The organism is Pedobacter sp. CAN_A7, from assembly GCF_015752175.1.
In the GTDB taxonomy this organism is placed as follows: Bacteria; Bacteroidota; Bacteroidia; order Sphingobacteriales; family Sphingobacteriaceae; genus Pedobacter.
On record NZ_JADOUW010000004.1, the window covers coordinates 191,183 to 209,601 of the forward strand.

Consider the following 18,419-nt stretch of genomic DNA (forward strand, 5'->3'; position numbering starts at 1 on the left):
TTTCGCTGGAACAATCTGTTTAAATACTCTTGCAAGACACTAGCTGGTGGTTTCAATGTATTTATCTAAGGCTTCAAACTTAGAGTTTTTACTTTTAAATTCAGGAACCATGGCTTTCATTTGTAAGACTACCTTACGATTATCATTAACCCGTGCATGGGCTACTAATTCATGAATCTGTGACTGGACATCGCTAAACACATACTCTCGCACTTTACCGATCATGATCTTGCTATGGTGTGTAGGTAGCACATTTTCATTGTCGTTGAGTAACTCCTCATACAACTTTTCTCCAGGCCGTAAACCTGTGAATTCAATTTTAATATCCTGATTAGGAACTAATCCTGCCAAGCGAATCATCCTCTTGGCCAGCTCCACAATTTTAACAGATTTACCCATATCAAAGACGAAAATCTCCCCGCCTTTACCCATACATCCTGCTTCTAACACTAACCTGCAAGCTTCAGGTATCGTCATGAAATAACGTGTAATTTCCGGATGAGTAACCGTAAGCGGCCCGCCTTTCTCAATTTGATGTTTGAAACGAGGGATCACCGAACCATTTGAACCTAACACATTGCCGAAGCGGGTAGTAATGAATTTTGTAATTGATTTCACACCAGGTTCATTAAGGTAGCTTAGCCCATTCCTGAAAATTAAGTCCGGCGCACTCAACGAATTGTTCAAGGATTGTACATAGATTTCTGCAATCCTTTTAGAAGCACCCATGATATTGGTAGGATTAACAGCTTTATCAGTGGAGATCATGACAAATTTCTGTACCCCATGTTTCACAGAAAGATCAGCGATAGTTTTTGTTCCTAATACGTTAGTTTTAATCGCTTCTGCCGGGTTATCTTCCATCATCGGCACGTGCTTATAAGCAGCTGCATGATAAACGTAATGTGGACTAAAAGATTCAAAAAGAAACGTCATTCGTTTTTCATCTCTCACGTCGCCAATAAAGGCATGAAAGTTTGAATTTGTATGATTTTCTTCTATTTCAAGGTACAAGTCATGCAAGGCTGTTTCACTTTGATCGCACATGATAATCAAGCCCGTTTCAAATTTCATCAATTGCCTTACAATTTCACTACCAATAGACCCTGCTGCCCCGGTGATCAATATTCGTTTATCTTTCAGTTCTTTCTGAATACCATTGATATCGATATCAATGGATTTGCGATTGAGCAAATCTTCGATATTGATATTTTGAATTTGTGAAGTTTGTACATTACCCCTGGCCCAAACTTCCGGAGGCGGAATATTTAAGATGTTTATATCATTTTCCAGGCAAATGTCTACAATTTGATTCTTTCGTTCGGTGGGAATTGTATAGCTGGCAAAAATAATCTCATCCAGTTCATGTTTAACAATCAGTTCCTCCAGATTCTGTGCATTCAAAATTTTAACTCCATCGATTGTTTTGCCAACTTTACGCAAGTCATCATCAACAAAGGCAATAATGCTTTTATTAATTTTATTATCATGATCGAAAGTGCGCTTAGTCGCTAAACCAGCTTCACCCGCCCCATATATAATGATCCGTATTTTATCCAGACTGGAGTTTTTTATGTACATAAAAAAATACTTCACGAGGATTCTATAGGTAATTAAAAAAAGAAAGGTAAGCAGAGAGTAAATGATAATAGTTACAATACTGATAAAAGCTTCATTTTTAAATGCAATGAGTAAAGCATTAATAAAAAAAATACCAATTGAACTCGCTAAAACAGAAAATAGAATTCTGAAGGAATCCTGGGCTGAAGTGAAGCGAACAATTCCAGCATAAGTTTTTAAGTTAACAAAAACTAAGGTATTCACCACCACTACCACTACAATTGCCTGGTATAATGCCAAAGCATTAATATCTTCAATAATAAAGTTATTCTTTAATATCTTAGCCAATACCAAAGCAAAAATACTTAAGCCTAAATCGATGGTAAAAATAACCCAACGTGGTACGATTTCAATCTTGGAGAACATCTTCTTTTCTTTAATATACGTCTTTATAAAATTAACAATAATTGCACCAATTCGTTAAATTTTCGGGGGCAATACTCGGTATTACATCTAAGTCTTAATTATTAATTAAGTTAAACTGTCTCCAGTTGCTTATCCAGTTGGATAAGCGAAAATACATTTTTTATTATGGTGAACACCCTTTTCAATTCCTCAGTCGTTAAGTTAGACCCAGAAGGAAGGCATAAACCATTGTTAAATAAATATTCAGAGAAACCATTACCATAAAAATGTGAATCTTTAAAAACTGGCTGTAAATGCATAGGCTTCCATAATGGTCTGCATTCGATATCATCAGCTTTTAAAGCCTCAATGATATGTTCTTTAGTAACCCCTTGAGATAATATCGGATCAATTAAAATTGTCGTTAGCCAACGGTTTGAAAAATAACCAACAGGCTCTTCCAATAAAGAAAGGCCAGCTAAGCCGCCTAATTCTCTCTTATAGGTCTCAAAATTTTTGCGTCTATAAGCGATGTGAGCATCTAAGACTTCCATTTGTCCGCGACCTATTCCTGCGGATATATTACTCATCCGGTAATTGTAACCAATTTCACTATGCTGGTAATGAGGCGCCGCATCCCTTGCTTGGGTAGCTAGAAATCTCGCTTTGTTGATATGCCCTTTATGGTTTGATAATAATGCACCACCGCCGGAAGTTGTTATTATTTTATTACCATTAAAAGATAAGACACCTAAAACGCCATAACTCCCCATCATTTTGCCATTGATGTTAGAACCTAATGCCTCGGCCGCATCTTCTATAACTGGTATATCATAAGTTCTAGCTATGGACATAATTTTATCCATTTTTGCAGGCATTCCATATAAGTGTACGGGTATAATTGCTTTAGGCTTCTTTCCCTGAGCCGTCCTGTCTTTAATGGCTTTTCTTAGTAAATCCGGGCACATGTTCCAGGTATCTTTCTCGCTATCCACAAAGACTGGTTTGGCGCCTAAGTATGCAATGGGATTGGCACTAGCAGAGAAGGTCATGGTTTGACAAATTACTTCGTCACCTGGTTTAACACCTAACATGATCAGCGCCAAATGTAAAGCCCCTGTACCTGAACTTAAAGCAGCAGCATAATTGGTTCTAGTATACTTAGCTAAATCTAATTCAAAGTTGTCTACATGAGGGCCTAATGGAGCAATCCAATTCGATTCAAATGCCTCATTTACAAATTTTTGCTCTGTCCCCCCCATGTGAGGTGAAGAGAGCCAAATCTTATTTTTCATTTTTATACGGTATACTATTAATAATTCTTCCTGGGTTACCGACCACTACAGCATAATCCGGCACATCTTTTATTATTACCGTACCAGCACCTATAGTAGCCCATTTGCCAATTTTCAAACCCTGTAACACGCAAGCCCCAATGCCAATTTGGGTACCTTCTGCCACACTAACATTGCCGGCCAAAGCTGCCTGAGGTGATATGTGAACAAAGTCACCTATCTCACATTCATGATCTACAGACGCATTGGTGTTGATAATCACATGCCTGCCAATTTTACAATCAGCGTTAATTGTGGCATTTGGCATGACCACTGTACCTTCATTCAAGGTTACTGTGGAAGAAACCACGCTTTTTGGATGTACGGCGATACCATATGGGCCGTTTACTCTCGCCGCTATCTGACTCCGAATTTTATTATTACCGATAGCAATAATTACTGCCCCTCTGTTAGAATGGTTGTATGTGTGGGTATCACCGTTTATGGTATAACCGAGAAAAGAAGTCAATTTTTTATTGTCGTCCCATACACCTGAAATAGACAAACTATTCAATTTGAGGATATCAACTATAACTTTTGCATGACCGCTTGCTCCTATAATATGCATCTAATTTCCATTAAATTTTTCCATGGTAACCGAGGTTTTAGATGAAATGTTTTCCTTCACCACTACCTTCTTTATAGTTAACAAGATGATTTTCAAATCTAACCAAAAATTAAGATTATTTATATACCAAACGTCAAGTTTAAATTTTTCATTCCAGGAGATGGCATTTCTACCATTAATTTGCGCCCAACCGGTTATTCCAGGCCTAACTTCATGACGCCTAAACTGTTCGCTGGAGTATAATGGCAAATATTCAGGAAGTAAGGGCCTTGGTCCAATCAAGCTCATTTCACCTTTAATCACGTTAATTAATTGAGGAATTTCATCCAGAGATGTTTTTCTTACAAAGGCACCAATTGTGGTTAAACGTTGGGCATCAGGCAACAACAATCCATCAGAACCCCTTCTTTCGTTCATGGTCTTGAACTTGATAATTTTAAATAAAATACCTTTCTTTCCTGGTCTCCATTGAAAAAAAAAGGGCTTCCCATCATTCGCAAAATATAAAAAAAGTGTAATTGCTACGAATACCGGCGATAACGCGATTAGACCTGATAAAGCCATGATCAAGTCAATTGGCCGTTTAAGGTAGTTTTTATAGAACATTGTTTTTCCTTAAGAAGTATTGATATTCTTTTAAAATTAAACCCCAAATTTTTTGTTGATCATATCTTTCTACAATCAACTTTCTGGCATTTAAACACATCACTCCATACAGCTCTGTATCCACAAAAATTCGTTCCATCGCATTTTGGAGTGCTACTGTATCTTTTACTGGTACAATCAAGCCATTCTTTTCATTTTCAACAATTTCATTGCAACCATTAATATTGCTAACAATGCAGGGCAAACCAAAACAACCTGCTTGCATAGGTACATTGGGGAAACCTTCCCTGTAACTAGGGAATGCTAAAGCTTTGCTTAAGGCCAAATAAGGTTTAACATCATTTTGATAGCCAACATGGATGATAGCAGGGTTATGATGGATCTCATTTCGACACACATTAGATAGGGGATCTAGATCACTTTCTTCCGGGCCAACCAATAATAACCTCAACTGAGGATATTGAATTGCAAGTGTGGAGAAAGCCAAAACCAATTCCTCTATTCCTTTGTCTTTAACTAATCTTCCCACAAAAACAAAGATAAAATGATCTGCTGATAGCTGGTGTTTTTCCTTTAGTGCCTCAACCTGAATATTAATATCAGGTGTGGATTCAAAAAGCTTGACATCTATTCCATTACTGCTCCCATTTCCAATGACCTTTAAATGTGAAGCATCGGTATATCCAGCATTAACAATAAAATCCTTTAAATTACTTGAATTCGGATAAACACGATTCGCACAAGCATAGGTTACTTTTTCAACCGTCTCAAGAATTACTCGTTTTATACCTTTAGTTTCCATAAGAGGCAATCCTGCCACGGTATGCAACCTCACTGGCACGCCAGCAATCCGGGCAGCCAACATACCCAACAGACCAGCCTTTGGTGTATGGGTATGAACAATATCTGGTTTTACTTGCTTAAATATTTTTATTAATTCATATAAAGATTTCAGGTCGGCAAATGGTGAAATCACCCTGGTCATATTCACCGCAATGTATTTTGAATTTTCTTTTTTTTCCAAATTCAACTGCCCATCAAACGGCGAAGAGATCATTGATACCTCAAAGCCATTATGACTCATGAATTCCATTTGCCCGGCAATCAATTTTTGTAAGGAAAGTGGTACTGTCGTTATTCTAATTAGTTTGGGTTTCATGTAGTTCTTGCATATTTAAACTCTCGAAATCAAATGTCTCTTTACAATATTTATATGTATCTAAAATGTTTTTGAGTTTTTTTAAGGCTCCCTGAGGATCGATGCCAAAATTATGTGGGTGCCACCAGAGATGATATACCTCTGCCTTTTTCGCAGCTTCGATCATTTCTTGTTTGATACGCTGTAAATGAATATTGTTTAAAAATTGTATGTGATGTTGAGGACGCAAGAACCGACTAGCCGGCTGGCATAAAGGACTTTCTAACGTAAGTATATCTTTGTTATAGCTTTTACTACTAAATGGCAGGTAAGCATCGGCAGTGCGGAATAGTTTTGTTTTAATTGTCGTCGGTTTCATCGTGTCCCAATACCAGACTGAAGGATTTGATCTAACTGAATCGATGCCTTGCTTGGTACAGCTCCTCAGATAATCTATGTTAAATTGATTTCTCGGAAAAACAAGTGATTTAAGACTGATGTTCATACTTTTAGCTAACTCAGTTGCTTTTTCAAGGTCAGCTTCAAATTGAGCCTCATTTTGACCAGATTCTAAACAATAATAGTGGGAATAAGTATGCGTCCCTATTTCTTGAAAGTCAAGTTCCTGAATTGCCCTTATCAAATGGGGAGCAAAGAAATATTGGTCATAACCGGCTTTTCGGTGAGCTTGTCCGAACTGATAAGGGTTCAAATTTTGGTTATCATATGTTGGTAACATCCGAGGTATATTTTCCTGCCATTCTTCCCAATTCCGATTAAATAACATTCCTACAGTTGCCCAAGTAACGTGGATATTATATTTTTCAAATAATTCCAGCATCAGCGGAATTGCTTTCAAGGTATTGTCAAAATAGGCTACCTTGTCCTTCACATTGATATGGTCAAATATTCCCCACACCAATTCAAAATCCAGTGAAATGACTAAAGCACCTCCTTTTATATTTTCTCTATGCATTTAAACAGTTAATTTTGGTTTCATTTGCTCTTTACGTTTTCGAATACGCATCACTGCTTGATATCGCTCCTCTGCCAGGAAATAATAAATCACAAAGAAACCAAAGTACATTACCATGGACTTCTGTCGCATCATAATCCCAAGGTTAGACATGATAAAAGTCATTGCAAAAGAAGCAAGTAAAAATATGATGGCTGACATGATGACCAGGTAAGGTGCTTTCTTCATGAACCTAAAAAACCGTTTATTGCAAATTTTAAAAAACAACAACAGGTATAAAAGATTTTCTACAGAACTAAATAAACCCAGTACACCTGGCGAATCGACAAAAAGAGGCCTAAACCAGAAAGTAAAAAGTTTCACCGGTACCGGATAATTACTCATGTTAACGCCAGAACCAGATGTTGAAAGGCCACTTGCTCTTTTTTGGGAAAAGGTACCAAAGTCTTCTATTACGTTTTCAGAATCCTGAAGATTTGCCACGGCTAAGATTGAACTGCTAAATACCACCAAAAATCCCAGAGATGCTATGATGATAAAAATCTTGATCGAGGTGCTAATTTTACCTTCTCCAATCATTAATCCAGTCATTACGCCCAAAAGGACAAAAAACATCACATGAGGCCTAACCATGTATATAAAAAATCCACCAATTAATAAAGGGATAATTCTTTTTGACGGAAATTTGACAGCATAGGTGAAAAGCATTAGACCCATGAAAATAACAGATCCCTTCCCCAGAGATGCTGTCCAAAAATGCATATTTGGAAGGAAAAGCAATACTGTTAAAAGATCAAAACGACCAAACAGTTTTACTGGAACAGGTATATTCTCTCTGAAAAACAAATAGGCGTATACAAAACCTACATACCCCATCCATGAAAATAAAAGCATGGTGGCAATAAACGATAAACCCAGTTGAATAAATGGTGCGGCAAGCACATTCACAAATTGTGTCCCGGTTTGAAACCTGGAGGGCCAATCAGAACCCAGGGCATCTGCTACTGCATAATAATGCTTAGAATCTGAAGGGTTATAAGTTGCGTATAAAAAGTACACCAGGAAAAAGAGCAGGTGGTATCCATAAAGTAGGTTTAACAGCTTTTTATCAAAAAAGCGGTGCTTTTGAGCCAAAGAATTAAGAAGCACCTGGTTTACGCCAAAAAGTAAAATGAATAGAATAAAAAAACTAATCATATTAAAATAATTCTAAATCGCCCAATTGATACTGCCAATTGTCGATATCCTCTTTATAGCTTTGTAGTTCATTGCTATTTGTCAGGTCTCTAAATGTTAATTGTGGTCCGTAACTCCCATACAACCGCAAAGAAAACAAGCTTTTATCTACACACGAGATAATTAAACACCCTTTTTCATTCGCGGCCTGTAATAATATTTTCCTGATATTTTTATGCTCTGCGCCCTCATTAACAGAAATCAATTCCGCTACCCTTAGTTCGTTAAAATACTTATGTTTTTTCAGGTAAAAAGCAAGGTACCAATTTACACCAGATATGACCGTATATTTCTGAATTGGGTTTAGCTCATATCGCCAACGTAGATATCTAGCACTTTTAGGTGTAAAAAGCAATGACCCTACTGCTAGTTTATTATTATATGCAACGCACAGACTATCCAATTGCTTATCACTAATGGGGTTTCCAATGGCTATACGTTTTGCAAACATTACCATCGGCCAATACAAAAAGCTTGGCACTAAGGCTAATTTTATTTTATCAACAATGACCCAGCCCATCTTTAAATATCCAGGTCTGCTTTTATTATTTGGCGTATTAAAAATAAAACTATCCTGACTAGCACCAACTGTTGAAATCGCCTGTAATGTTAATTTTTTAAAAATTCCTTTTCCCTGAAAATCAGGATGAGTTGCAGTATCTACCGCACGGTAAGCCTGCCAGGTTTTAGTTCCAATTTGCCATTTCCATTGCATAAAGGCTCTTAATCCAATCAATTTTTCTTCTTCCTCTGCCAATAATACATATGATTTACCGAATGGATTTAATCTATGTTTGTAATCCCAGATCTGATCCGTTTTTTTTACTATACTTTCTCCCAGGCTAGATTTTAACAAATCAACCATGGAGGGTATATCATTTTCCGTGGATTCTTTAAATGTCATTTTTTATGTTTCAAATACAGCGACTCTAATTGAGTCACCATGGTAATCATACTAAACTTGTCGATTACCCGCAATCTTGCACTATGTTGTAAGGCAGTTAACTTTTCAGTGTTATTTAACAAATTTAAACAAAGAGGTGCTAATTCTTTCCAATTCTCCACCTCACAAGTGAGTCCATAACTACTATCGTGAATGACTTCTTTTATCCCCCCCGCTTTGGTAGCTACAATTGCACATTCCATACTCATCGCTTCCAATAACGCAATTGGTAAACCTTCAAACGATGAAGACATCATAAACACATCCATGGCTTCGTAATAAGGTTTAACCTCTGTTTGTAAGCCGGCAAAAACCACCCGATTCCCCAAATTCAACTGATCATGCTTAGTTTTCAATTCTGCTTCCAGCGGACCAGCACCAATAATCAATCCATATATATTTGGATTAGCTTGAATACACGTGCTTAAAATTTCTAACCAAAGGTCTAATCGCTTTTGAAAGCGAAATACCGCAACCGTTCCAATTACAAATGCGTTGTCAGGAATTCCATATTGACTTCTTATTTTCTGCCTGTCTGTTGTATTTGTACGTTCAAAAGAAACTGTGTTTACACCATTTAAAACCGTTTGTACTTGAATTGCCGGCGCTATGTTTTTCTTGATTGACAAAGTTACATCCTCAGACACCCCTATAGCTAAAGTTTGGCTGTTAAAACTTAAACGGTTAATCGATTTGGTAATATAATGATAACGTTCCTGTAAGTTATGTTCCGTGTACAAAACGGGCACACCCGTAAGCCAATGAACAAATCTGCTTACAAAGCCAGCCCAGGGCAAATGTGCATGAACTAAATCAATATCATGATCCTTTATATATTGCCTAATTTTGGAGTACTTAAAAAATAAGGCAATATTGTTTTTGGCAGGCAAGCAGGTTACTAGACCTCCTGCATTTTCAATGGTTTTAACCATTTGGTTCTTCCAAGGCAAGAAATAGATATAATGGAACTCATAACTGGTTTGATCATGCAGCTTTAGGGTTTCAGGAAGCAACATTTCGGCACCACCTCTTCCAAGGGACTTGATAATGTGAAGGACTTTAATTCTATTTTCCATTATCTAATGCTAAGATATTTTTGTAAACTTCTAAAAACCGCTGTGTTATTTTATGATTATCAAATTTAGTTACCACTTGTTGGTAGGCATTGTCAGTTAAATCTGCTGATTTTTCGGTCGTGTCACTATTCAAAATATTTATTACAGCCTCACTAAACGCAATCTCGTCATTCTTTTCAACCAAATAACCAGTATTACCGTTTTCTAGCACCTCCGAGATTCCACCTACATTGTATGCAACCACCGGCACTTGACAATATTGTGCTTCCAGAATCACACCAGGGAGCCCTTCAATGTGGCTTGGGAGAACAAAAGCAGAAGCCTGCTTTACGATTTCCAACACATCATTCCTGGAACCCAGAAAATGAACCTGACTTGTAATATTCAGGTCCTCTGCTAAGAGAGCAATTTCAGGCTGAAGTACACCTTTCCCTACAATAATCAATTGAACATTGGGATGAACAACTGCTATTTTCTTAAATATGTTCAACAAGCCTTTATGATTTTTTTCACGAACCAAACTTGCAACATTTACAATCACTGGGCCCCTCTTATAAATATGCTCGAGATCTATTGGCAATTTGCCAACTTCCTTCAAATTAATTCCAATTTCAACATTGGTCACGCATTTGCGTTCAAAATTAAAAGTTTCAATAAAATCTTCTTTACATAATCCACTCACTGAAATTACGTGGGCCACGCGGTCCATAAAAAATTTATTCAGTAAACGTTTAGGCGTGGAATTTATAAAATCACCAATTTTATTGGCGTTCCTAAAAACAATAGGGACACTCCATTTGAAAATTGTCTTTGAAAATACTGCAAACTTTAAGGTGTCAGCGGCATTCGCCTGAATAATATTGGGCTTGTATTCTTTTATTAAACTGGCAAACTCCTTCCAGCCATTAATATCATAAAAGCGTTTGCTTAAAGGCCTATCCAATTGAATTTTCGCACCTTGAAAAGGCATCTCTGAATCTCCTGGAAAAATACTGATTAGGATTACCTGATGTCCAATTTTTTCTAAGTGTGTAGACAATTGAGAAGCAAACATTTCTGCACCTCTATACTGGGACTTTTGTATAAGCTGAAATATAATCATTATTTATATTGAAGGATTTTTTTATAATAAACATCATATTTAGCTGCTATATTATTTATATCAAAATTTTGCACTGCATAAATGCGTGCTTTTGCCCCCATGATCTTGCCTTGTTCATGATTTTCAATCATCCATTTCATTTTATTAGCCAAATCAATATGATCCTTTAATTTGAAAAATAGCCCAGTATCCATATTCTGGATCTGCTCATTAAAAACTGGAATATCAGAAACAATAATTGGTTTCGCCGAAAACATAGCCTCAACCAAGGCACCACCCTGACCTTCGTAATGTGAAGGAAAAATAAAGGCATGTGCTTGTTGTAGTAAGTTGGGAATGTCGTCTCTATTCCCTAAAAATTCTACATTTTTAATATCTAAGTTTTTTGCATGTAGCTTTATCTCACTAGCATCAGCTCCATCACCCGCTATCTGACAAATGAATTTTAAATCTTTGTGTTCAGTATTCAAATAGGAGACTGCGTTCAACAGGTCTATATATCCCTTCCTTTTTAAAAGCCGAGCGACTGTGATAAAAATATAATTATCTACAACAGAGGGCTGTTCTGGCTTATAACGATTTAAAGACCTACCACGATAGATTGTTTCTATTTTGTTCCTTTTTATAGATAATGCCTTAGCGTTGGAATCCGCTATCGAGGAGGTAATTGATGTGAAATAATTAACTCGTTTAGCTGTTATGCGATCAACAAAACGTATAATATTTAATTTAATATTTCTTAGGAAAGTCTGGTCAGCATAACGTTCTTTAGAATATGAATCATTCACAAATGCACCTAATAGTAAAGAAGATTTAGGAAGCTTTACTAGTCTAGCAAGAAGTTCACTTTTGAATAGATGTGCATGAACAATATCGGGCCTAATGGAACTAACTAAAGTTTTATACTTAGTGATTCCTGAAAAAATCCAATTTGAAGAATATCTATTCAAATTAAGCTCGTAAACAACAATATTATGCTTTGTGAATTCCTCCTTTAAATCATTTTTATCAGAAAAAAGTGTACACACAATTGGCTCAAAATCTTTGAGTGAGCTAGCGATTTCTAAAATGCTTTTCTCTGCACCACCCGTTTGAAGCGAGTCAATTAAAAAGAGGATTTTTTTCATAATAAAAGAGTAGTCTTGCTAGGAATTTTGAAGATCTATTCAAAATTTAAGGATTTCGGTAAATTTAATCATAAGTATTATATCTTTTATACAGTAATTTCGTAGTATTAATACACATACCTATTAAGCTATCTACGATTTTATTTTTTTTAAACTAATTTTTGCACTATAAACACATAATCTAATGAGCTTCTTGAAGGTTGGCTTAGTAGAAAAAGCTTTTAGCAAGAATTTGAAGGAATCACTATACTGCCCTACTACATAGGCATTGTAACCAACTGCCCCCTCAAAGTTAGATCTAAAAACTTTTTTATCTAATAAGAAATCGGCATGCTTCTCCAACATATATTTAGTACCCAAATACTTCATTTTTGAATTCCCTCTTATCCTCTCCCCTAAATGTATATGTATCTTGATTAATGGTTTGTAAACATTTGTTATTTCGCCTTTTATCTCTTGAATAAATGGTATCAATCTAAAAGATAATTCGGTATGTTGACTAGACTGAAGCTCGTCATCGAAACCACCAATTTCGTCAAAAATATCCCTTCTAATGATAAATACGCCACCATTGGTCATTTTATAATCCTGTTGCCCAAATAATTCAATTTTAGGTGCGGGTAGACTAATAGCTATTAAACGCCCGGAGTGGTCTACAATTTCGCTACCACAGCATATTAATTGTACATTAGGTACAGCAATATGCCTACTAATCTCATCAAGCCAAGATGGGTAAGCTTCATCGTCACTGTCTAAAAAGGTCACCCAATTCCCACTACTATTTTTAACACCGATGTTTCGACTCTTTGCTGCACCTGAATTTTCTTTCTTAACATATTTAATACGGTTGTCAACCAAAAATGGGCTTATTATTTGCTCTGTTTGATCGGTACTCCCATCATCAACTATAATTAGTTCCCATTTCATATAAGTCTGAGCAACTATGCTTTCAATGGCACGTTTAATAAGATGTGCCCTGTTATATGTTGGTATAATTACTGAAAATATGTTTATATCACTCATTGATTGCTCTTTATAATGGTTAGATACCGATAGATTAATTTTTCGCGTGTATCAACTTGAAATTTGAAGACTGTAAATTTTGGTAATTTTCATAAATCTTATGCCAGGAGATTGGATATTTTTTAAAATCATCCTCTTTTATGTAGAAAGATCTTAAACATATATCTTCAGGAAGTATTTGTCTAAGCGTATCAAATGCGGTAGTTACAAATGAACAAATATACTTTGGGTTCTCTTCTTGAAAAGATAATAGCAATTCTATTGGCATATTTGATGTAACTAAGATTAAACCTAGTGCAATTACCTTATCAATATTTTCCTTTGTTTCATTTGGATGAGGCAAATAATAAAAAACCTCTACTGCGTCCAAATGATCTTTGATATCCTTTATATTTTTTGAATAATAAGATTGTTCCATGTATCCATATTCCACCAAAGGACTACCTAATATCAACATGGTATTTTCTTTTATTTTTTTAATCGGAAAACCTTTTTTAAAAAAAGAAAAATCACATGTAATAATATTATCAACATCCCTCACATTAATATGTGGGTAACTGGTAAAAAAAACAACCTTATTCGGAGAAGACAAATTATAGTTAAATAGAAATTTTAAGGCAAGTCTAATTGATGGATTACGATATTCATAATTGCTAACACGCTTTTCAGCAATAGCAACTGTAGAATTCCCCTCATCTAAAAAGACGCTTTGAACGGCATTAATTTGATTTACAATGTTTAAATTAATTTCGCTTAAATAATTGCCCAATATGAGGGTCGAACAACTTCTCACTCCAAACCAATTAATTATTTCTTTTGAAATTTTCATCTTATTCCACATCAAAATATATGAGCGATTTGTCTGTTTTAAACACCAGTATTTTACATCTACAAAACCGTATTTAATCAAAATTTGCTTATAATCTGAAATGCTATTTTTCTTCTTTTCGTCGTAGTAAATTGCTAATTTTACATTACGGGGCTCGATTTTAGCAATATGAAGATATTCTAATAACCTAATTATATGAAACATCTGCCCATTTAGGACCACATAACCTTTGGATTCTGTGTTACTCATACTTCCCATTAAATTATTTTTAAACATTTCCTTAACTTCTATAACTACAGTCTAAATTCTTAAATGTAAATTAGGCATACATCAATTTTTTGATAATTTTCGATCAAAATTTCACAAAAGACTTTAAATATTTTGGATATTGGCTAAACAGCTTTAAATAATTTACGACTCTATCGAAAGGATTTTTTGATACCGCAAGGATATGTCTATTAATGATTATTTTCATGGAAGCGGCATCAACATTGTCATAATTTCTAAAGTTCTCAAACACCGCTGAATGAAAAACTGCACGAGTTTTAGTACTCATATTTTTGATTCTGTTTAAGGAATGGACTCTTCTAATCGCAACTGCACTTTCAATAGTTCCAGGAACCAAGACACCAAAAAAAGCAAGCCTGTACCATAAATCAGTGTCCTGATGAAGTAATAATGAAACATTAAATAAACCTGTTTTACTAAACAGACTTTTTCGAATTGTTATTGCGTCAGTAGTAAACCTGCCCTCAAGTTTAACAAGTTTACGTAACAGAAATTCAGGGTCTACCCGCTCCTTAAAAGTCGTCAATTTTCCAGCAATTAGGCCTTCACCTTCCACAAAGAAACCAGTAGCACCATAAACGCCATCTATATTAGGATCTTGAAAAAGCACCCGTTCTTGCTCAAATCGGTTGGGAAGGTAATAATCATCTGCATCCAGAAAGGCCACAAAATCAAATCTAGCATTTTGGATGCCTAAATTTCTACTGGCTCCAGCGCCAAAATTTCTGCCGTTAGGGTGTTGAAAAAATTTAACTTTTTCATTGGCTTTTTCTAATTCGCGACATATCTGAATAGAATTGTCTGGAGAGCCATCTTCAATTAAAATAACTTCTCCCACTTCATCAAACTTTAATACTGATTCTACACACTGTAATAAGTAGTGCTCTGCATTATATACTGGGATAATGACGCTGACCTTGAAAAAATCTTTAACTTTCATAGAGATAATAATATGGTCCCGTATACAATTTTACAGCCCAAATGCGGGAAATTGATTTTACTAAGAATTTATATTTATTTTCTTAAGCATTCTTTTAACGAAGGTATCTGATTCAGGGTTTTCTTCCGCATAATAACCACCGTAACCATACCCGTAACCATAACCATAACCTTGTTGTGGCTGAATTCCATTTAAGACAATAGATAATTTAGGGAATTTCTTTTCTCTATATAAATCGTTTACCAATCGCAATGATGAACGATAAGAGTAATTTGGTCTTATCACAAACAATGATATATCCGCAAATTTTGCCATACTCAGGGCATCAGCAACTAACCCAATGGGTGGTAAGTCTAAAATTATATAATCGAAATTTGCGTTTAAATAGGCCATTAATTCCTCCATGCGTGAATTAATAATTAATTCCCCGGGATTAGGGGGTATCGGACCTGAATTCAACAGAAAAAGATTTGGATAATTCTCAACGGGTTGGATAATATCAGTAGGATTAATAGTTTTCTGGACCAAGTAACTAGAAATTCCAAGTTTATTATGAATTCCTAAATTTTTGGAAAGCATTGGTTTCCTCAAATCAAGCTCTAAAATGGCGACTTTTTTATTACTGATGGCTAAGCTATTTCCTAAATTTAAACTTAGAAAGCTCTTTCCTTCACCACTCATTGTTGAGGTAACCAGAAAAACTTTTTGTTCTTCGTTTGCACTAATAAACGAAAGATTAGTCCTTATGGCTCGCAATTGTTCAGCTATCGCAGTTCTATTGTTAGCGGAAATCACTATTGGTTGATCTGAATTGCTAATTCCAAGCTCACCTAAAATTGGAACACTCGTGCCATTTTCAATTTCTTTTCTAGTTTCAATCCTCTGATTAAGAAAAACCCTAAGAAATATAATTAACGTTGGCAATAATAGTCCTACTAATGCTGAAATGGCATATACTTTTGAAGGTATGGGATCAACCAGCCCTTCATTTAAAATGTCATCGACCGTCCTAGACCTGGCACCATCCGAAGAAACCAACTGTATTTCAGTTTCTTCTTTTTTCTGGAGTAAAAATATGTATTGACTCTCTTTGATATTTAGTTTCCGACTTAATTCTACAAACTGTTTTTCTTTCTCAGGTAACGATTGGAATTTATTTGATATTTTATTCTCCTGAGTCCTAACATTGTTGTCTAGCGCCGCGAATTGCCTTTTTATATTTCCAATATTTTTTAGTATACTATTTTTTATATCTTTCAGTTGTTCACTAATAGGGGCTAATCTGGGATCTTCACTTGTTCCAGAATTTTTTATCATTTGCTTTTTAAAAACTAACTCATTATAAGCAGCAACTTGGCCTGCTAATACAATATCTTGAATGCCATTTGCTGATGCAACTATTTCATCATCACTTGATGCCTTCTTTAAACTACTTTCTACCAAGCCTAACAATTGGTCCTGATAATCATTTGTACCTTTTTGTACATCAAGGGTTTGTAAATTACCTAATAGTTCTGTAGCAGTTGCTGAGACATCGTAGATCTTATTATCTGCTTTAAAATCCTTAACTTGGTTTTCCTGTTGACTAAGTTCGGAACTTACCGTCTTTAAGCGATCACCTAAAAAAACTAATGCCCTTCTTATTGCCTGACTTTTATATTCTATATAAGAAAGGTTATATGTATCAATGAGCACATTGATGTACTGATTAGCACGCTCAGGCATCTCATCAATAATAGAAATTTTTAAGAGACCTACACCACCATTAGGTACTGGCTGTATCGTTAGTTGGCTTATATATTTTTTAAGCGTATTTAATCGGCTTACAAATTGCAAGCTATATTCCTCACTAGAAATATTTTTACCAGGCTTCCTATTAATTATTACAGTGTCTTGATTTATTATAAGTGGCACACCATAGTTACCAGTACGTTGTACTCCTTCCTCAGAAATAATATACTTATTATTGGTCAGATTTAACTTATATAGCGCACTAGTTTTGTTAGGCCTATGCTTCTTAACTTTAATATCTACAGGAAGGGTTTCATTTAGAATCGGCTGATCTTTTAGCGCTCCAGATCTAATCACATTAATATCTAATTGTAGCGAATCCACAACTTGTCCATTAATTTTATTTGATTTTAGAATAAAGATCTCATTACTAACCGCTGATTCTTTTTTATCAGAACTGTTAATTAGACCAGCATTTGCTAGAATATCATTTGCACCAGTTTGAAGCTCAGCCCCACCTACTAATATATAACCCGAAATTTGGTATTTATATGTTGAATATCTTAAATACAAGAAGGCACTACATAACGCTATTAACAGCGCCATAATAATCCAAATGTAATTTGATTTTAGTTTTGAAAGAAAATGATTGAAATCAAAAGAATTGCTTCCCTGCTGTTGTGTATTATCTTCGAAAAGATCTTCCATTCGGATTTGTAATTAATTTAAAACCTACTAAATATTGCGATGAGCCCTACAGCTAAAGTGATCATTGAAGTATAAAAACGAGTCTCTTCACTAAATCTACGACTATCTCTTGGTTGCACATAGATCACATCGTTATGCCTGACCTGAAACAGTTCCGCGTCATAAAGGATATCTTTTTTGCGAAGATCAACTTTGAAGATTGTGCGTTTGCCATTATAGTCCCTATAAATTTGAATATCGTACCTTTTTGCAGAGGTGGGAAGATCACCAGCAGCTCCAAGAGCATCTAAGAAAGTCGTGCGTTGAAGTGGAAGTGTATAAGTTCCAGGCGATCTTACTTCTCCAAGCACTGTAAATTTTATTTGGAAAAATTTGACACTAATTAACGGATCCTTCAAATATTTAGCAAGTAATATGGTTAGACTATCCTTTAATTGCATTGCAGTTAAACCCGAGGCGGCGACCTTTCCTATATAAGGAAATTCAATTGTACCATCTGGAGCTACTAAATATCCGGAAGTCTCCGAATTTCCCTGATTTGATGTACCAGCACCACTTTGTGATATGCCACCATAAGTATTAAATAATGCCGCAGCAGCTGGATCTTGAGCCCCTATTATTATGGCCAGCCTATCACCGTCTTGTACATATCGCTCAACTTGTGGCATGTGAGGTAATTCTACACGATTACTATCTGGAAGATCATTAAAATACCTCAACTCCTTCGTTGCTGTACAAGAGCTTAGTATAATTGGTATGAGAATTACCCAATAAAATATTTTTTTCATTTAGTCGTAGACGATGTATTACTTAATCATGACAAAGATAA

General features: G+C 35.5%; 16 protein-coding genes. All 16 read right to left on the reverse strand.

Annotated features, from left to right (window positions below; translation table 11 throughout):
• Positions 1-39: 39 nt before the first annotated feature.
• Positions 40-1,986 carry a polysaccharide biosynthesis protein gene (locus IWX76_RS15585; RefSeq protein ID WP_196860952.1) on the reverse strand — a complete coding sequence of 649 codons (1,947 nt, stop codon included), beginning with the start codon at positions 1,984-1,986 and terminating at the stop codon, positions 40-42.
• Between the two features lie 110 nt (positions 1,987-2,096).
• On the reverse strand, positions 2,097-3,260 hold the full coding sequence (locus IWX76_RS15590) for a DegT/DnrJ/EryC1/StrS family aminotransferase (protein ID WP_196860953.1): 1,164 nt from the start codon (positions 3,258-3,260) through the stop codon (positions 2,097-2,099).
• Positions 3,250-3,867 carry an acetyltransferase gene (locus IWX76_RS15595; protein WP_196860954.1) on the reverse strand — a complete coding sequence of 206 codons (618 nt, stop codon included), beginning with the start codon at positions 3,865-3,867 and terminating at the stop codon, positions 3,250-3,252. The genes IWX76_RS15590 and IWX76_RS15595 overlap by 11 nt, the downstream gene beginning before the upstream one ends.
• Positions 3,868-4,473, reverse strand: coding sequence for a sugar transferase (locus IWX76_RS15600; RefSeq protein WP_196860955.1), 606 nt, complete (start codon positions 4,471-4,473; stop codon positions 3,868-3,870).
• The gene (locus IWX76_RS15605) at positions 4,463-5,632 is read right to left on the reverse strand and encodes a glycosyltransferase family 4 protein (RefSeq protein WP_196860956.1); all 1,170 of its coding nucleotides are present in this window, start codon (positions 5,630-5,632) and stop codon (positions 4,463-4,465) included. The genes IWX76_RS15600 and IWX76_RS15605 overlap by 11 nt, the downstream gene beginning before the upstream one ends.
• Entirely contained in the window at positions 5,613-6,587 is a 975-nt protein-coding gene (locus IWX76_RS15610; protein ID WP_196860957.1) for a polysaccharide deacetylase family protein, read from the reverse strand. The genes IWX76_RS15605 and IWX76_RS15610 overlap by 20 nt, the downstream gene beginning before the upstream one ends.
• The gene (locus IWX76_RS15615; protein WP_196860958.1) at positions 6,588-7,784 is read right to left on the reverse strand and encodes a hypothetical protein; all 1,197 of its coding nucleotides are present in this window, start codon (positions 7,782-7,784) and stop codon (positions 6,588-6,590) included.
• Position 7,785: 1 nt separating this feature from the next.
• Positions 7,786-8,727, reverse strand: a complete 942-nt coding sequence (locus tag IWX76_RS15620; RefSeq protein WP_196860959.1) for a GNAT family N-acetyltransferase — start codon at positions 8,725-8,727, stop codon at positions 7,786-7,788.
• Positions 8,724-9,842 carry a glycosyltransferase gene (locus tag IWX76_RS15625; protein ID WP_196860960.1) on the reverse strand — a complete coding sequence of 373 codons (1,119 nt, stop codon included), beginning with the start codon at positions 9,840-9,842 and terminating at the stop codon, positions 8,724-8,726. Before IWX76_RS15625 ends, IWX76_RS15620 begins: the two co-directional genes overlap by 4 nt.
• A complete protein-coding gene (locus IWX76_RS15630) occupies positions 9,832-10,944 on the reverse strand; it encodes a glycosyltransferase family 4 protein (protein ID WP_196860961.1) in 1,113 nt (370 codons plus the stop codon). The genes IWX76_RS15625 and IWX76_RS15630 overlap by 11 nt, the downstream gene beginning before the upstream one ends.
• The gene (locus IWX76_RS15635; RefSeq protein WP_196860962.1) at positions 10,944-12,071 is read right to left on the reverse strand and encodes a glycosyltransferase family 4 protein; all 1,128 of its coding nucleotides are present in this window, start codon (positions 12,069-12,071) and stop codon (positions 10,944-10,946) included. Before IWX76_RS15635 ends, IWX76_RS15630 begins: the two co-directional genes overlap by 1 nt.
• Positions 12,072-12,203: 132 nt before the next feature.
• A complete protein-coding gene (locus IWX76_RS15640; protein WP_196860963.1) occupies positions 12,204-13,094 on the reverse strand; it encodes a glycosyltransferase family 2 protein in 891 nt (296 codons plus the stop codon).
• Between the two features lie 34 nt (positions 13,095-13,128).
• Positions 13,129-14,172, reverse strand: a complete 1,044-nt coding sequence (locus tag IWX76_RS15645) for a hypothetical protein (protein ID WP_196860964.1) — start codon at positions 14,170-14,172, stop codon at positions 13,129-13,131.
• Between the two features lie 103 nt (positions 14,173-14,275).
• Entirely contained in the window at positions 14,276-15,151 is an 876-nt protein-coding gene (locus tag IWX76_RS15650) for a glycosyltransferase family 2 protein (RefSeq protein WP_196860965.1), read from the reverse strand.
• Between the two features lie 60 nt (positions 15,152-15,211).
• On the reverse strand, positions 15,212-17,590 hold the full coding sequence (locus IWX76_RS15655; protein ID WP_196860966.1) for a GumC family protein: 2,379 nt from the start codon (positions 17,588-17,590) through the stop codon (positions 15,212-15,214).
• A gap of 17 nt (positions 17,591-17,607) precedes the next feature.
• Positions 17,608-18,378, reverse strand: a complete 771-nt coding sequence (locus IWX76_RS15660; protein WP_196860967.1) for a polysaccharide biosynthesis/export family protein — start codon at positions 18,376-18,378, stop codon at positions 17,608-17,610.
• Positions 18,379-18,419 lie beyond the last annotated feature (41 nt).

Excerpts from the sequence above, each read along its gene's own strand:
- IWX76_RS15585 (WP_196860952.1), bottom strand. The coding sequence starts at position 1,986 with ATGTTCTCCAAGATTGAAATCGTACCACGTTGGGTTATTTTTACCATC.
- IWX76_RS15640 (WP_196860963.1), bottom strand. The coding sequence starts at position 13,094 with ATGAGTGATATAAACATATTTTCAGTAATTATACCAACATATAACAGG.
- IWX76_RS15610 (WP_196860957.1), bottom strand. The coding sequence starts at position 6,587 with ATGCATAGAGAAAATATAAAAGGAGGTGCTTTAGTCATTTCACTGGAT.
- IWX76_RS15655 (WP_196860966.1), bottom strand. The coding sequence starts at position 17,590 with ATGGAAGATCTTTTCGAAGATAATACACAACAGCAGGGAAGCAATTCT.
- IWX76_RS15650 (WP_196860965.1), bottom strand. The coding sequence starts at position 15,151 with ATGAAAGTTAAAGATTTTTTCAAGGTCAGCGTCATTATCCCAGTATAT.
- IWX76_RS15590 (WP_196860953.1), bottom strand. The coding sequence starts at position 3,260 with ATGAAAAATAAGATTTGGCTCTCTTCACCTCACATGGGGGGGACAGAG.
- IWX76_RS15600 (WP_196860955.1), bottom strand. The coding sequence starts at position 4,473 with ATGTTCTATAAAAACTACCTTAAACGGCCAATTGACTTGATCATGGCT.
- IWX76_RS15605 (WP_196860956.1), bottom strand. The coding sequence starts at position 5,632 with ATGAAACCCAAACTAATTAGAATAACGACAGTACCACTTTCCTTACAA.
- IWX76_RS15635 (WP_196860962.1), bottom strand. The coding sequence starts at position 12,071 with ATGAAAAAAATCCTCTTTTTAATTGACTCGCTTCAAACGGGTGGTGCA.
- IWX76_RS15595 (WP_196860954.1), bottom strand. The coding sequence starts at position 3,867 with ATGCATATTATAGGAGCAAGCGGTCATGCAAAAGTTATAGTTGATATC.
- IWX76_RS15660 (WP_196860967.1), bottom strand. The coding sequence starts at position 18,378 with ATGAAAAAAATATTTTATTGGGTAATTCTCATACCAATTATACTAAGC.
- IWX76_RS15625 (WP_196860960.1), bottom strand. The coding sequence starts at position 9,842 with ATGGAAAATAGAATTAAAGTCCTTCACATTATCAAGTCCCTTGGAAGA.
- IWX76_RS15620 (WP_196860959.1), bottom strand. The coding sequence starts at position 8,727 with ATGACATTTAAAGAATCCACGGAAAATGATATACCCTCCATGGTTGAT.
- IWX76_RS15615 (WP_196860958.1), bottom strand. The coding sequence starts at position 7,784 with ATGATTAGTTTTTTTATTCTATTCATTTTACTTTTTGGCGTAAACCAG.
- IWX76_RS15630 (WP_196860961.1), bottom strand. The coding sequence starts at position 10,944 with ATGATTATATTTCAGCTTATACAAAAGTCCCAGTATAGAGGTGCAGAA.
- IWX76_RS15645 (WP_196860964.1), bottom strand. The coding sequence starts at position 14,172 with ATGAGTAACACAGAATCCAAAGGTTATGTGGTCCTAAATGGGCAGATG.